The following is a 16,476-nucleotide window of genomic DNA, read 5'->3' on the forward strand; positions in this document are numbered from 1 at the left end:
TATAAAATGATAATTATGTCTTAAAGGAAAATCCTCCATCTATAACCCACAGACAACTAGTATTTTGATTTTGTTAAAGTTTTTAGTTAAAATGTTAAACATTATTGTTTTCATTTTGTTTAATTATATTTTTATAATGTTAAACATACATCTATGAACAACATGAAAACATTTAAAACTTTAGCCCGACTAGCTTTTTTAGTACTATTTATTGGTTTTACATCGTGCTCCGATAATGATGATGGAACAATGTCAACACCTGAAGAAGGCGCTAACATTGTAGAAGCTGCTCAAGCCACGGCAGAATTAAGCACTTTAGTAGCTGCACTTCAAAAGGCTGATGAAAGTTCTAACAACGATTTGGTAGCCGCACTTAGCGGAGACGGACCCTTTACGGTTTTTGCACCGACCAACCAAGCCTTCAACGATTTACTGACTCAACTAGATGGTTTTGATTCGTTGGATGACTTTAGTTCACAACAGCTTCAAGATTTATTGGCCGTTATCCTAACGTACCATGTAGTGGCCGATGCCGCCCTTTCCACTGATTTGAGCAATGGAATGAGCCTTACTACTTTACAAGGTTCTTCCATGCAAGTATCCATTGACGGTGGCGTTTTTATACAAGATGCTACAGATGTTGCTGCTGAAGTTACTACCGCCGACATTGAAGTTTCTAACGGAGTGGTTCATATAATTGATAAAGTTTTATTGCCGCAAGCCATTTTAGATGAACTGGCCGATATTATTTTGGTGCCAATTACGGATTTGGCAATAGAAAATGAAAATTTACAGAACTTGGTTGCTGCCCTTGTTACAGCTAACGGAGATTTACCAACCGTACTACGCGGAGATGGACCTTTTACCGTGTTGGCCCCAACAGACGATGCATTTGCGGCGTTCTTGGATGGCGCAGCTTTGGAAGATGTTCCTGTTGACGTATTGACCAACGTATTGCTTAACCACGTAATTAGTGGAGAGGTTACCTCAACGGACTTAACAGGACTTGGTTCTGGTTACACCAGTACTTTGGCAACTGGAGCCGGAGAACAAAATGTAAGTTTATTCTTTGATACTTCTGATGGGGTTACCTTTAATGGTGTATCCACTGTAGTGACTCCAGATGTAAAAGCATTGAACGGAATCGTACACGTTGTTGATGCTGTAATCGACATTCCAAATGTTGTAGACCATGCTGTTGCCAACCCGGGCTTGACCTCATTAGTAAGTGCTTTGACCGATGGTGGTAACACAACCTTTACAGACTTGTTGTCCAATGAAGAAGAAACCTTTACAGTATTCGCACCCGGGAATGATGCATTTAGTGCATTCACCAATCCAAATTCAAATGATTTGAATGCTATTTTATCCAACCACGTGGTTGTTGGAGCTGCAGCATTCTCATCAGGATTGACCAACTCTTATGTTAACACTGCCGCAGAATTTGCTGCCGATGAAAATTTGAGCTTATACATTAATACCGATGATGGTGTTACCTTAAATGGAACAAGCAATGTGGCAATGGCTGACATTGTAGCGAGCAATGGAGTGATTCATACCGTTGAAGCTGTAATCGATTTACCCACTGTAGTGACTTTTGCCGCCGCTGACCCGAATTTCTCCACATTGGTACAAGCATTGACCGAATTGACGCCAAGTACTGATTTTGTAAGCGTATTGTCGGCTCAAGATGGTGCAGGTAGTGACCCATTTACCGTATTCGCTCCTACAAACACTGCATTTGATGCCTTGGCCAGTATTCCAGAGGAAGCTGACCTTATTCCAATATTGCAGCACCATGTAGTGGCAGGAGCCAATGTGCGTTCAGGAGACTTGAGCGATGGTGCTACTACAACTACTTTGGAAGGTGATATGATTACCATCAACCTACCAGGAACTGGTGACAATATTGCAGATATTACCGATGGCGCAGGAAATCCAGGAATTGGTATTGATGCCGTGGACGTACAAGCGATAAACGGTGTAATACATGTAGTAGACACCGTATTGATTCCAAATACGTCAAACTAACTAGTTTTTGATTAATAGATAGTGCTTTAAAAGCCCCCTCAAATTGCATTGAGGGGGCTTTTTATCGGGTAGTGTTTACCGTTCATCGATGACACATCAACAAAGGATTATTTACCCACAAAAACCAGACGTTTTACAACTTTTTATTTTTTGAATGTTGGTAATCCCTCATCTTTGGAGTCCCAAATCTTTCCAAACTAAACCTGTAAATGGAAACTCCCCCAAGAAATCTTGAGGGAGTTTTTTTATTTGAACCAAAAAGTATCTAACTCAGGTTTATCTTTTTCCTGATTTCTTTTGCTCCTCGGCTTGTTCCATCATCTCACGCATTTTACGCTGGAACTTATTTTCCTTTTTGGGCTTCTTCTTGTTTTCCTGAATTTGGGCATGGATTTTATCCTCATCCAAAATGTAGTTCTTGATGGCCAACATAATAAAGATGGTAATCAAGTTGGAAATGAAGTAGTACAAACTCAACCCACTCGCATAGTTGTTAAAGAAGAACAACATCATCACGGGAGATAGGTACATAATAAATTTCATGTTCGGCATGCCGGGCTGTTGCTGCATCTGCATACTCTGTCCCGTTGTCATCTGCATGTAGAAGAAAATGGCTATGGACGCCAAAATCGGGAACAAGGATACGTGGTCACCATAAAATGGAATGGTGAACGGCAATTCAAAAATGGTATCATAAGATGATAAATCGTCCGCCCATAAAAATGACTTCTGACGTAACGCAAAAGAAGTTGGGAAGAACATAAACAGGGCATAGAAAATTGGCAACTGCAGTAAGGCCGGCACACAACCACTCATGGGGCTCACGCCTGCCTTGTTGTAGACCTTCATGGTCTCCTGCTGCTTTTTCATGGCATTATCCTTGTACTTTTCGCCGATTTCCGAAATTTCAGGTTTCAACACCTTCATCTTGGCCTGCGACAAATAGGATTTATAGGTAACTGGCGAAAGGGCCAATCGAACCATAATCGTCATGATAATAATAGCTATACCAAAAGGCAAGAAAGAACTTAAGAAGGTATAGAACGGTGTAAATACATAGCGGTTGATCCAACCAAATATTCCCCACCCGAACGGAATGGATTCTACAAGGCCTAAATCTTTATAATCCTCAAGTACTTTTACATCGGTAGGTCCATAGTACCAATACATGTTTTGTGAAAGTTCTCCACCTTGCAATTCTAAAGGAGCTCGTGTGCTGTATGCTTTGGTAAAAAGCAATTCTTTGCTTTCTTCCTCAACCAAGTTGGTAGAGGTTAAATCTGCCGTCTTAAAATGATTATCGGTTGCCAATATGGAACTAAAAAAGTGCTGACGATACGACAACCACTTTACATCCACTTCGGTTTCCTCATCAAAATCACTGCTCTCGGAAAGTTTGCTGATATTTCCCTCATCGTGATTATATGTTAGACGGGTATATCTATTTTCATACCTGATACTCTGATCATGTCGGATACCTTTTAAATCCCACTCCAAAGTGACGGGTTTACTACTATTGAAAATACCACTTAAACCTTGAGAACGTACAGTAAAGTCCACCAAATATTCATTCGGTTTCATTTCGTACCGGTACTCCAAAAACTGGTTGTTGGCCACTTTGGCCTTCATGGAAAGTACATGGTTATCCCCACTTTGTGTAAGAGACGGTTCAAAATAGAGATCTGCCGTACTCAATAACCTATTGTCCGAAGTAGTGAAATTCAATGCGAAATTGGCATTGCCATCTTTTACCAAATACACGGGAACGGAATCATGGGTCACAAAATTCTTCATTTTGGCCTCTACAATCTGTCCTCCTTGATTGGAAACCTCCAATTTTAAAACCTCATTTTCCAAGATGGTGGTTCCATCCGAGGTTTTTGTAAAACCAAATGCACCAACCGTATTCTTATATTGGGCCACTGCAGTGGAGTCATTAAGATCTATAGTCTTTGTTTCCTTTACAACTGCCGTTTTGGCTTCTTCTTCAACCTTATTCTTCTCGGCCTCAACTTGCTCTTGTTCTGCTTTTTGAGCCTCTAACTCTTCTGGCGTGGGTTGATTTTGGTAAAACATATATATGAGTATCCCAAAAATCAGTACAAATCCAACAATGGATTTAATATCCAGCTTCTTTTCTTCCATGAATATTATTTAGTAGAAATATTTTATTGGTATTTCAGGTGGCAAATATATGCCCAAAACCGCATTTTATGCCAAACTGGCATTGTTTTGTTTCTGTTTATGGGTCAATACCGCCTTTACAAACCCAACAAATAAGGGATGTGGGCTAGCTACCGTACTTTTGTACTCAGGGTGATACTGTACCCCTACGAACCATGGGTGCGAAGGAATCTCCACAACCTCAACCAATCCTGTTTTGGGGTTTAGACCAGACGCTACCAGTCCGGCTTCCTCCATTTGCTCCTTGTACTTGTTGTTGAATTCGTAACGGTGCCTATGGCGCTCTTCAATATCAGATGAACCATAAACTCTCTCCACCAAGCTACCTTCCTTTAAATGACAATCCCAACTACCCAAACGCATGGTCCCGCCCATATCGGTAATGGATTTTTGTTCTTCCATTAAACTTATAACCGGGTCTGGAGTTTCTTTGTTCATTTCGGTGGAATTGGCTTTTTCCAAACCAAGAACGGTTCTTGCAAATTCGATTACAGCCATCTGCATACCCAAACAAATACCAAGAAATGGTATGTTGTTCTCTCGGGCATACTTTACTGCGCTTACCTTACCCTCTATTCCACGCTCACCAAAGCCGGGAGCAACCAAAATGCCGTCTAGGCCTTTCAATTTTTTATCAATGTTTTTTGCTGTCAAATGTTCGGAATGAATTGATTTCACCTCAACATCGACTTCATTGGTAGCACCGGCATGGATAAAGGATTCTTGTATGGATTTATATGAATCGGGAAGTTCAACATACTTTCCAATCAATCCAATGGTTACTTTATCCTTTGGATTTTTATGACGTTTCAAGAATTCCTTCCACTGATCTAGATTTGGTTCCTTATTATTGGGAAGTGCCAATTTTTCCAAAGTAACCGTATCCAAACCTTCTTCTTGCATTAACAAGGGGACATCATATATAGTTGATGCATCAATGGACTGAATTACAGCCTCCTTTCTAACATTACAAAAGAGCGCTAATTTTTCCTTGATGTCCTCGGAAATATTATGTTCTGTTCTACAAACCAAGATATCTGCTTTAATACCACTCTCCATCAAAGTTTTAACAGAGTGTTGTGTTGGTTTTGTTTTTAACTCACCAGCGGCAGATAAAAATGGTACCAAGGTTAGATGGATCACAATACCATTATGTTCGCCCAACTCCCAAAGCAATTGTCTCACTGCTTCAATATAAGGCAGGGATTCAATATCCCCTACCGTACCACCAATTTCGGTGATAATGATGTCGTAATCACCGCTATTTCCCAAAATTTGGATACGCTCCTTTATCTCATTGGTAATATGGGGCACTACTTGTACCGTTTTGCCCAAAAATTCACCTCTTCTTTCTTTTTCAATAACGCTTTGGTAGATTCTTCCCGTGGTCACATTATTGGCCTGAGATGTACGAACATTCAAAAAACGCTCATAGTGGCCCAAATCCAAATCGGTTTCTGCACCATCGTCGGTCACATAACATTCTCCATGCTCGTATGGATTAAGTGTCCCCGGGTCCACATTTATATAGGGATCTAACTTTTGTATGGTGGTTCGGTACCCCCTGGCTTGCAGTAGTTTAGCCAAGGATGCGGCGATAATTCCTTTACCCAACGAAGAAGTAACGCCTCCCGTAACGAAAATGTACTTGGTATCTGACATATTGATCATTCTATTACGGGGCGTAAAGTTACTAATTGCGGGGCAAAAATCAGGAAGATTGGCGAGGAAAATCTTTTTGAATCTTTCTGATGATGGGTTCCAAACTGTTATCCTTGATGGTAAGCATAGTATTTAGATAGTCGCCCAGTTTCCCTTTGGGAAATCCTTTTTGCTTGAACCAAACCAGATAAGGTAGGGGCAAATCCACGAGATAGCGCCCCTTGAATTTACCAAAAGGCATTCTGTAGTGGGCCAGTTCCAATAACTGTTTTGAATCGGGTCGTATTTCCATATCTAGGTCGAAAATACTATCTTTCCATTGACAAATCCTCAAAATGAAACGTAGAAATTTTATAGCTACTGCTGCCGTAGGGTCTGCAGGACTGGCCTCAGCCTCTGCCATGGTATCAAATAGCCAAGGGCAATCCAAGGAATTTAAACTTAAGCATAACATCAACCATAGTGTATGCGAATGGTGTTTTAACGATATCCCGCTAGAAGACTTTTTAAAAACCTTGAACGAACTGGGTGTTAAAGCCATTGATTTGGTGGGACCTGATAGATGGCCCATTTTGAAGAAGTATGATATACATTGTTCCATGTGCAATGGTGCGGAAATAAGTTTGACCGAGGGCTGGAACAATCCAAAATACCACGAACAGTTGATAAAAAACTACACGGAAATGATTCCGAAGGTAGCCGAGGCAGGTTACACCAACCTCATCTGTTTTAGTGGTAATCGAGATGGCATGAACGATTATGTTGGTCTTCAAAATTGTGTGGACGGGCTTTCACAAATTATTCCATTGGCGGAAAAGCATGGTGTGGTGATACAAATGGAACTGTTTAACCAAGTAAACCATCCCGATTATATGTGCGATAACTCGTTATGGGGGGTTGAACTTTGCAAGCACTTGGGAAGTGACAATTTTAAGTTGCTGTTCGATATCTACCATATGCAAATTCAGGAAGGTGATATTATTCGAAGCATACAGAACTATCATCCCTATTTTGGCCATTACCATACTGCCGGAGTACCGGGCAGGCATGAAATTGATGAAACCCAAGAGCTATATTACCCAGCTATTATTAAAGCTATACATGCAACCGGATTCAAAGGTTATGTGGCCCAGGAATTTATTACCACTTGGGACGATAAGATTGAAGCCCTGAAAGATGGTTTTATGAGGTGTGATATATAAGTTAAACTATTTGAGGTGCAATAACCATCAAACTGTTATTTAAAAACAGTATGACACAAAAGAGCTTTTCAACCTTTTGCCTCGGTTTTCAAGGCCTCAATTATTTTTTTATTCCATTTCAATTGCATTTCCCTGTTCCTGGAAAAGTTGGTTTGCCAATCGTATTGCTCCTGATACTGTTGAAGCTCTGCTAGTATATCCCTGTAGATTTTACGTACTTCCGCTTTTACATCATCGGAAAAAGAGGTACGTCGAAGTTTTTCCCTCATTTTTCGTGCAAATAGCTCAGTAATATCAAAATGAAGCTGTTCGTGCGCCAAGGTATTTTCGTTGCACAATTCAGGTCTGTACCAAGATTCATTAGGGTAGAAATATGCATTTACCTCAAAGTCCAATTTCACTTCATGGTGCAACAAGTTTGCCGAATAAGAATAGCTTATGCCACTGGCTGTGGTTGCCGCCGATTCTTCGGCGGGTGGAACTTTCCCTTTAAAATCGGCCCAAGTAAGTCGAATATTTTCATTCCAAGGGACACCCTCCTCGATTTCTTGTCCAAAGCCTAAAAAACCAAGTAGCAGAATACATACTAAGGGAACTATTTTATCCAATTAAAATCGATTACTCTTTCAATATCTGGGTGCAAGCTATAATGCACTGGGCAAGTATTAGCTGTATGAACCAATATTTTTCTATGCTTTTCAGATACCGATGCTGGCAACTCCAATTTCACCTCAATCTTTGAAATTCTTCTAGGATTGGCCGCCATATGTTTGGTTACCTCAGCGGTTGAACCGGTTAAATCCACATCCATATCACGGGCTTTGATACCCATCATGGTCATCATGCAATTAGCCAATCCCGTTGCTACGGTATCGGTAGGAGAAAAGGCCTCCCCTTTGCCATTATTATCAACTGGGGCATCGGTAATATATTCGCTTCCAGAACGTAGATGCACACAGGTTGTACGCAGATTTCCGTTATAGGTTACTTTTGCTGTCATTTGGCTCTACTTCTTTTATTCTAAGGTTATCATACTCCATAATATAGCAAGCACGATTAAAATAGCCAGAGGTCCAATCATTGAGATAATCAAAACCATTTCCTGCATACTCTGTCAAACCTATATATTTTGATGTTTCAAAAAGATTGTTCTTGTATGCAAGCTTTAACAATACATCCATAGTAACATCAAATCCTCTAACTGCATATCTATCGGGCAATATACCTTTATATTTTTGACTGTACGCCTTGGTGAAAGCATCATTTCCTGATTCTCTGTAAAAGGACGGATAGGTAAATTTAAGATTGGACAGATGGGTCTTGGACACCGCCTCATCTTCAAAAGCACCATTGTAACTCGTGGTGAACATACGCACATTGATTTCTTCGGTCTCCTCTGTACTTAACAATGAAGAAGTGTTGGCCGAGTTCAAAATGGATGTGACACTGGCCACCATATTGGGCTGGTCGGTTTCCAAAAACACCCAATTTTCCTTTTCCCCTGAAAGCTGAAGCAAAAATTCATCTAAATGCAACGACTTATTATCTATCACCTTGGCGATTTGGGCAGCAGGAAATTTACTCAAAATTGAATCATGAGCAACTTGATGCGTGGAATCAGCAATAATCACTATGTTCTCATCCTTATGAATCTTTTCCATGTAGGACAACATTTTATCCCGGAGCACCACATCTCTGGGCACAGAATAAAATACATTGTTATGACTCAACTTGCTATCCGAAGAAATCGGGGCAATCACTGGAATGTCTTTTGCTGCAGCCTGAACAGCTACTTCATCCAAAGGCCCTGGAGCCAATGGCCCAATAATGGCATTGACACCATTTAGGTTTTCCCTGAACAGGATTTCCTTGACCTTAGCTTGGTCCAATTGGGTATCATAAGTTTTTACATCTACGGAAACCCCTAACTTTTTAATGGAGTCCAAAGCTACCATAGCACCTGTATAAAATCCGAGGCTCAGTGCAAGGTCCCTTCGGTTTTTTATTAACTCCTGAGCTTTTTCTCTGTCATTGACATTTACCTTATCCAAACGGAAAGGAAGCATGAATACCAATTTGGGCCGGTTTTCTATGTTGATACTGTCCACCAAATTAATCTTATCCAAGACCAAGGCATTTTTCACTTCCAATTGGTCAGCCTTTTCTTTGGGTAATTTTAAAACCATTCCAGCTTTCAGTCCATTTTCGAGAGCAGGGTTCAAACGGAACAAATCCTCTCTGGATATTTTAAGGTTTTGTGTCAACCTAAAAATATTCTGCTTGGGTTTAACTTCATAAAAAATAAAGTTATCTGTATTGACCTCCCCTTCGTCATCCTTCCTTTTGGGCAAACGGACCACCATGCCTTCTTTTAGTCCACCCTCCTGCATAATCTCTGGATTCAACCTAACAATAGAATCTGAAGGGATACCGTATTCCCTTCCCAAACTATAGAGGGTCATTTTTGGGGGCACCGTGTAAGAAGTAAAAATCTCTGTTTTCTGTTCTTTAAGACTGTCTCCCTTGGGGCGCGGCAACTTTAATTCTTCACCGATGGCCAAGTAATTGGTGTTCTTGTCCAATTCTGGATTCAAAATCAATAGACTATCCACACTAATACCATATTTGTGTGCAATGCTCCAACGGGTTTCTTTGGGTTGTACCGTGTAGGTCTCAAAGTCCAACTCTTTTTCCTCATTTGGGTCGATCTCCGGGAACACAGGAATTTGAAGGACCATTCTACGTTCAAGAGTTTCAGAGTATAAACGGGTATTGTACCTTTTAAGTTGGTCTTCGGTAATATTGTACTTCTGTGTAAGACCAAAAATAGTTTCCTTCTTTTTTACCCTATGACGTGTAAAACGTATTGGTTTTACTTCTTCCTCTTCTTGCTTTTCCTCTTTGGACTCCGTTTTGTTTTCAACAGGTGTTCCTTTCAATGGAATTATAAGAATAGTGTTCTCCTTTACATCGGAAGCACTTTTGATTTCCTTATTGGCCTGTAAAATACTGTAGGGCGTCACCCGATATTTTTGAGAGATGCTTTTCAGTGTTTCCCCCTCTTTTACAGCATGTGTTGCGTAGTTCTGTGCAGAAACTGGTACCATTGCCAACAAAAGGACCACGGTAAAAACCAATTGTAAAATATGTTTTTTCATTCCCATTCTATAGTTGCCGGTGGTTTTGAGCTAATGTCATACACCACTCTATTAACGCCTTTAACCTTGTTTATTATATCATTAGAGGTCTTTTGTAAGAATTCATATGGTAAATTCACCCAATCGGCCGTCATTCCATCAGTACTCTCAACGGCTCTGAGCGCCACACATTTTTCGTAAGTGCGCTCATCTCCCATAACTCCTACACTATCTACGGGCAAAAGCATGGCTCCGGCCTGCCAAACCTTGTCATAAAGCCCCCATTTTTTTAATCCATCAACAAAAATGGCATCCACTTCTTGTAAAATGGCCACTTTTTCCGGGGTAATGTCTCCCAGGATACGGATTCCCAAACCAGGGCCCGGAAATGGATGTCTTCCCAATATCTCCGGGGACATATCCATACTTGCTCCTACTCTTCTCACCTCATCCTTGAACAACATTTTCAAGGGCTCCACTACTTTCAATTTCATATAGTCGGGCAAACCTCCAACATTATGGTGACTCTTTATCACCGCTGATGGTCCTCCACTGGCTGAAACAGATTCTATCCTATCCGGATAAATAGTTCCTTGCGCCAACCATTTTGCATTTTCCACTTTGTGGGACTCATCATCAAAGACCTCAATAAAGACCCTTCCAATGATCTTTCTTTTTCCTTCAGGATCAGATTCTCCCTTCAAGGCATCCAAAAAGCGTGCCGAAGCATCAACGCCCTTTACGTTTAGGCCCATATGTTTATATTGGTCCAAAACATTTTCGAACTCATTTTTACGCAGAAGCCCGTTGTTTACAAAAATACAGTGTAAATGATCCCCAATGGCTTTATGCAACAGCATGGCGGCAACACTGGAATCCACTCCACCAGATAAACCAAGGATTACTTTCTCATCACCAATCTCTTCTTTTAACTCTTCTACCGTTGTTTCCACAAACGCGTCGGGCGTCCAATCTTGTTCCAATCCGGCAATGTTCACCAAAAAGTTCTCCAAAAGCTTTGTCCCATCAGTGGTATGGTATACTTCTGGGTGGAACTGAATACCGTAGGTGGTCTCTCCATCAATTTTATACGCAGCATTTTCCACATCGTGGGTACTTGCCAGACGAATGGCCCCTTCGGGAAGTTCCTTAATAGTATCGCTATGGCTCATCCATACTTGACTTCCTTCGCCAATATCCTGTAAAAAATTATCTTCTGAATTCACATAGGATAAATTGGCCCTACCATATTCTCGGGTGGCAGATGGCGCTACGTTCCCACCATGGAAGTGGGACAAATATTGAGCACCATAGCATATACCCAACAAAGGTTTCTTACCCTTAATTTCCGACAAATCGGGGTGCGGGGCATGCTCCGAGCGCACTGAAGATGGCGAACCCGAAAGTATAACCGCTTTATAATCCGATAAATCCTCGGGCAGTTTGTTGTATGGTTTTATTTCTGAATAAATGTTGAGTTCCCTTACTCGCCTTGCGATCAATTGTGTATACTGGGAACCAAAGTCTAGGATGAGTACGTTGTTATGCATGGGCAAAAATAGCAATTTGCTTTAGTTGCAAAAGTATCTTTTAAAGGATATTTATAACAACTTTTTTTACGAGGTAATTCCCACGGGTTATCAACAAGTTAATTGTTGGGGGTTCTTATTATTTATTAAATAGAAAAGAACATAACCTTATATAGTTTTTTTCTTAACGGATTTCATTATTTCTTTGCGCTTTAAAAAACATTGACCATGATTAAGGGATTCATTTTTGATTTGGATGGTGTAATCACAGATACCGCTGAGCTGCACTACGCTGCTTGGAAAAAATTGTCGGACGATATGGGTTGGCAATTTGATCGTGACCTGAATGAAAAGCTTAGAGGGATTTCCAGAATGGATTCTATAAAAGTGATTATGGACCATAATAAGGTATCCTTGAATGAAGAAACTATAGTTGAACTGGCCACAAAAAAGAATGATATCTATGTGGAAAGTTTGAACAGCATGACCCAAGAGGACTATTTGCCTGGTGCCAAAGAACTTTTAACGCACCTCAGGTCAGAAGGATTTAGCGTGGCTTTGGGCAGTGCAAGTAAAAATGCCAATAAGGTGTTGAAACAACTTAACGCCATCCACTTTTTTGATGTAATTGGTGATGGGAACAGCGTTTCCAAAAGCAAGCCTGCACCGGATATTTTCTTGTACGCTTCCGAAAAATTAGGTTTACCTCCTGAAAACTGTATCGTTTTTGAAGATGCGGAGAAGGGAATCGATGCTGCAAAAGCTGGTAATTTCCACAGTGTTGGCATTGGTCCTAAAGAACGTGTGGGACATGCCGACCTTAGGTTCGATACCATGAAAGAGGCTACTCTTTTTGAAGTAAAATCACATTTCAAGGATTTGTTCTAAAAAATTTCTAAAAGCATAATTAAACCACTTAAACCTCTCTTTTTCAAAAAGTTGAGCCAAAATGCTTATTTTAGTTAGCAAATCAGCCTCCATGAAAACCATATCCCACGTGGTGGGTAGCCTTCTTTTGCTTTCGACAAGTCTTTTATTTGCCCAAAAAGATTCTACACTTGATAGTCTCTTAAGGGTTTATCAAAACCAAAGCGAGGGCATCGATAAAATTGAAACGCTTGATCAACTCTATTATGAAGTATTTCAAAAAAAGAAACCGGAGGACGTACTGCCTTATGTAAAGGAACAACTTAAACTATCGAAAGCATTCAATTATAAAAAGGGGGAAGGTGACGCACTCTTTAATTATGGCAACTACTTTCGTCGCACCTACTCTTTCGATTCTGCCAGATATTACTTTCAACTTGCCAAACCTATCTGGGAAACTATCAAAAACAAGGCTGGAATGTTTAAAACCCTCAATGGTCTTGCGAAGGTGGAGCAATTATCAGGAAACTTTGATAAATCCATTGCCTTATATAGGGATGTAATGCAAACTGCGATAGACATGAAAAGTGGTATTCGTATTGCTGAAACCAATAGAGAGATTGCAACCATCTATATGGATAAAGGGGTTTATGAATTTGGAATAAAATATATGCTGGCAGGTCTCAGTGGATTGGACTCGCTAAAGAAGCCTCATCCAAGACAACGTGCGGACATGTTGGTAGGTGTGGGAAGAATTGAAAGCTTGCGAGGTAACGATGAGGCAGCCCTAGAGCCTCTGATGGAAGGGCTGCGAATTTTTGAAGACCAAAAAAATCACCTTTGGGAGTGCATCACACATACCGAAATCGGTTATGCATATTTAGGCCTAGACAATATTGACAAAGGAATTGAGCATTTCAAAAAAAGTCTGGAAATATCAATAAGTTCCGGAAGGAAAGGCTTTGAAGCCATCTGCTACCATAATCTGGGTTTGGCCCATCGTAAGAAAGGTAATCTTGACCTTGCGGAACAGTTTCTAAAGAAAAGTATTGACCTTGGTAAAACAACTGCCAACAACAGTGTTAGTTCTTTAAATGAGTTGGGGAGTTTATCATTGGAAAAAAATGAACCTTTGGAATCCATAAAGCACCATACTGAAGCCATTCAACTGGCTGATTCCATTAAAAGTTTGGTCGAGCTAAAAGATGGATACAAGGGACGCTCCATAGCTTACGAGAAAAGTGGTCAGTACCAAAAAGCACTTGAAGACAAAAAGCAGTTTATAATTTTAAACGACTCCATTTTCAATTCCACTAAATCTCAGCAAATTGAAGAGTTGCGCACTATTTATGAAACCGAGAAAAAAGAACAGCAAATTGCCCTTTTGGAACAAGAAGCAAAGGTCAGCAAACTTCAAAAATACCTTTTGAGTGGAGGCTTGGGATTTTCTGTGTTGGTAATTGGATTTGGGTTTTATGGAGTCCGACAAAAATTAAAAAGAAATAAAGTCGAAAAGGCAAAGCTAGATGCCGAACTTGATTTTAAAAAGAAGGAACTGACAACCCACGCCTTGCACTTGGCCAAAAAGAATGAGGTATTGGAAAGTATAAAGCAAAAGGCCGAAGCATTAAAAAAAGAAGAGTCTGTTAAAAATGGATACCAAAACCTTATTCGCACCATTGATTTTGATTTACAGGGTGATAATAACTGGAAAAACTTTTCTAGGTATTTTGAAGAGGTCCACAGAGATTTCAATAGCAATGTAAAAGCCCGTTTTCCAGAAGTCACCCCCAATGAACTTCGCTTGTTGGCACTCCTTAAAATGAATCTTTCTTCAAAAGAGATTGCCAATATCCTGAATATTTCGCACGAGGGAATTAAAAAAGCACGTTACCGTCTTCGCAAAAAACTTAATATCCAAACAGAAGATTCACTCCAGGACCTGGTATTGAGCCTATAAGAGCTTATTGCACGTCCACTTCTTGTCCCACCCATATTTTTGGAATGTCCACCCTTTGTCCCCCCTGATTATTTTCATCCTCAAAATCAGCACTTTATGTTTGTTTTGTCAAGTTTTTGACACCGTTTTGTGGTCTTGCTCGGCTAAGGTCTGCAGACTGTTACCGAGTAAGTCACACAAAACAAACCAAGAAGTTCAACCACAAAACAAAACGTAATGAAAACAACACTTAGATTATTCAGCAGCATATTTTCGTCGGCTCTTATCCTATTTACCTTGGCCTGTAGCAAGGATGAATCAAATCCTCCACCGGATAAGAATAACGAAGTAGAAGTACTTCCAAGTACCATATCAACAGGCGAGTTTGAAACTGATGAAGGGCAAATCGGCATTAGCATCAGTGCCCGGGAAATTGCTAGAAGAGGTTACAAACCTGTAACGGCCATAATTTCGATAGAATCCACTTCTAATATTGATGATCAAACGGTTTCTTTTGATGAATTCAACAATTTGGCTATACTATCCTTTGAAAACGAAGATCTCGATGATGCCATAGAAAATGAATTAAAAGAGGGGGTTCCGGTTCAAGTTACGGTACGGGATGAAAATGATGCGGTTTTGGCCACCCAGAGCTTCACTAAATTATCCTTCAGTGCAAGCCCAGTAGAGGAAGATATAAATGCCAATGGTCTGGACGATTTATTCGCCGAGGTAAGTTTAAGGGAAGATTTAAAGTATTACATGCAAGTGGTCAACGAAGACAATGAAGTTTTTGGGGCCCCAAGCTCGCAGCGCTATCCAGACAATTCGAATTTGGCGACAGACTTAAGACTAAGGGAAGAGCTGGACTATTCTGAAGGTGCCGCTTTTTCCATGAATGACTATACAACATATTATTTTGCAAAGATTCCGGGCAATGAGGATTATTACTCCATTTCGGTGCACAATAACGATGATGTACACTACCTATATATGAATGGTGGTAACTTCCGTATTCAGAGCAAGGCCAATTTGATTTATAATGGAGGAAACACCAATGTGGTCGACTACGATAACTATTGGTTTAAAATTGAGAAAGAAAGTCCAGGGTTATTTAAAATTGTACCAAACGGAACTGACAACCCATTAATTTTAAACGGTCAAAGCTTTAGCACAGCCGATAACAGCACTCCCGACGAACCATTATATTTTAGGATATTGCTTTTTGATATTGATTGGGACATACAAGCTGTGGATTCCAAATTTTTAAAACCTATAATGCCACCTTCAACCACCAACAGTGCCTATAACAGCACCCTAAGAAACTGTAGTAGTGGTACTCTTACCCAAACAATTGGTGAAAGCAATACCATAACCACAACACAAGTTGCAGGATATGAGGAAATCATGTCGGTCTCATCCACTAATACAGTAGGTATGGAGGTTAGCGTGGAGGTGGCTTACGAAGCTGAGACCAAATTTTTTGGCAGTGGGACCAAACAGTCCGTTAAAGGCTCAATAACCGGTAGCTATGAGTATTCAAAAACTGCCACAGAAACCAATACCCGTTCCCGCAGTTTGAGTACAGAAAAATCAGTACAGGTTTCGGTGTCAAGAGAGGTCGGGGTTCCATCAGGAACCGCTATCGCTGTTGCCGACATCTATCAACAGTATGTAAACATCAAGGTACCTTTTGTGCAGCGTTTCAGGATTCACGGGAATTACCAAGAGGACGATAGTGAATTGACCGGACAGGAAATATTGACGCAATTTGCTTTCAATAGTTTTACCGGTGTGGTAACCGATGTTCAATCCAATTTTATTGAGGTTACTGTCCGTGGTACCACCAGCATTGACAGAATTATTGAAACTTCAACAGAAACTAGGGATATTGCAATTGCCTGTAATTAAAAGAAATCAAGTTT

At 40.4% G+C, this 16,476-nt stretch carries 12 protein-coding genes; 5 read left to right on the top strand and 7 right to left on the bottom strand.

Annotation, left to right across the window (positions count from 1 at the left end; all coding sequences use genetic code 11):
- Positions 1-153 precede the first annotated feature (153 nt).
- Positions 154-2,031 (top strand): fasciclin domain-containing protein, encoded by a 1,878-nt coding sequence (locus ACQQ5U_RS18750; RefSeq protein WP_437399912.1) that lies wholly within the window; start codon positions 154-156, stop codon positions 2,029-2,031.
- A gap of 276 nt (positions 2,032-2,307) precedes the next feature.
- Here the strand turns inward: ACQQ5U_RS18750 and yidC are convergent, their stop codons facing one another.
- The 3 genes from yidC to ACQQ5U_RS18765 form a co-directional block, all read right to left on the bottom strand.
- Positions 2,308-4,176 carry a membrane protein insertase YidC gene (gene yidC / locus ACQQ5U_RS18755; protein ID WP_437399914.1) on the bottom strand — a complete coding sequence of 623 codons (1,869 nt, stop codon included), beginning with the start codon at positions 4,174-4,176 and terminating at the stop codon, positions 2,308-2,310.
- Between the two features lie 66 nt (positions 4,177-4,242).
- On the bottom strand, positions 4,243-5,877 hold the full coding sequence (locus tag ACQQ5U_RS18760) for a CTP synthase (RefSeq protein WP_437399915.1): 1,635 nt from the start codon (positions 5,875-5,877) through the stop codon (positions 4,243-4,245).
- Between the two features lie 49 nt (positions 5,878-5,926).
- Complete coding sequence (locus tag ACQQ5U_RS18765; RefSeq protein WP_119608841.1) at positions 5,927-6,169, bottom strand: DUF3820 family protein; 243 nt, start codon at positions 6,167-6,169, stop codon at positions 5,927-5,929.
- Positions 6,170-6,212: 43 nt separating this feature from the next.
- Here ACQQ5U_RS18765 and ACQQ5U_RS18770 point away from each other — a divergent pair, with 43 nt between their 5' ends.
- Positions 6,213-7,079, top strand: coding sequence for a hydroxypyruvate isomerase family protein (locus tag ACQQ5U_RS18770; protein ID WP_437399916.1), 867 nt, complete (start codon positions 6,213-6,215; stop codon positions 7,077-7,079).
- A gap of 68 nt (positions 7,080-7,147) precedes the next feature.
- On the opposite strand, the gene ACQQ5U_RS18775 is transcribed toward ACQQ5U_RS18770, so the two are convergent.
- The 4 genes from ACQQ5U_RS18775 to guaA are packed head-to-tail and all read right to left on the bottom strand — an operon-like array spanning position 7,148 to position 11,766.
- Complete coding sequence (locus ACQQ5U_RS18775; protein WP_437399918.1) at positions 7,148-7,687, bottom strand: DUF922 domain-containing protein; 540 nt, start codon at positions 7,685-7,687, stop codon at positions 7,148-7,150.
- Entirely contained in the window at positions 7,675-8,079 is a 405-nt protein-coding gene (locus ACQQ5U_RS18780; protein WP_437399919.1) for an OsmC family protein, read from the bottom strand. Before ACQQ5U_RS18780 ends, ACQQ5U_RS18775 begins: the two co-directional genes overlap by 13 nt.
- Complete coding sequence (locus ACQQ5U_RS18785; RefSeq protein WP_437399921.1) at positions 8,057-10,237, bottom strand: LysM peptidoglycan-binding domain-containing protein; 2,181 nt, start codon at positions 10,235-10,237, stop codon at positions 8,057-8,059. Before ACQQ5U_RS18785 ends, ACQQ5U_RS18780 begins: the two co-directional genes overlap by 23 nt.
- Entirely contained in the window at positions 10,234-11,766 is a 1,533-nt protein-coding gene (gene guaA / locus ACQQ5U_RS18790) for a glutamine-hydrolyzing GMP synthase (protein WP_437399923.1), read from the bottom strand. The genes ACQQ5U_RS18785 and guaA overlap by 4 nt, the downstream gene beginning before the upstream one ends.
- Positions 11,767-11,973: 207 nt before the next feature.
- Here guaA and pgmB point away from each other — a divergent pair, with 207 nt between their 5' ends.
- The 3 genes from pgmB to ACQQ5U_RS18805 all read left to right on the top strand — a co-directional run bounded on the left by pgmB (position 11,974) and on the right by ACQQ5U_RS18805 (position 16,462).
- Positions 11,974-12,633, top strand: coding sequence for a beta-phosphoglucomutase (gene pgmB / locus ACQQ5U_RS18795; protein ID WP_437399924.1), 660 nt, complete (start codon positions 11,974-11,976; stop codon positions 12,631-12,633).
- A 91-nt stretch (positions 12,634-12,724) separates the two neighbouring features.
- Positions 12,725-14,572 (top strand): tetratricopeptide repeat protein, encoded by a 1,848-nt coding sequence (locus ACQQ5U_RS18800; RefSeq protein WP_437399926.1) that lies wholly within the window; start codon positions 12,725-12,727, stop codon positions 14,570-14,572.
- 216 nt (positions 14,573-14,788) lie between these two features.
- On the top strand, positions 14,789-16,462 hold the full coding sequence (locus ACQQ5U_RS18805; protein WP_437399927.1) for a hypothetical protein: 1,674 nt from the start codon (positions 14,789-14,791) through the stop codon (positions 16,460-16,462).
- Positions 16,463-16,476: the final 14 nt, after the last annotated feature.

This window comes from Flagellimonas lutimaris (genome assembly GCF_051494225.1).
GTDB classification, from domain to species: Bacteria; Bacteroidota; Bacteroidia; order Flavobacteriales; family Flavobacteriaceae; genus Flagellimonas; species Flagellimonas lutimaris_A.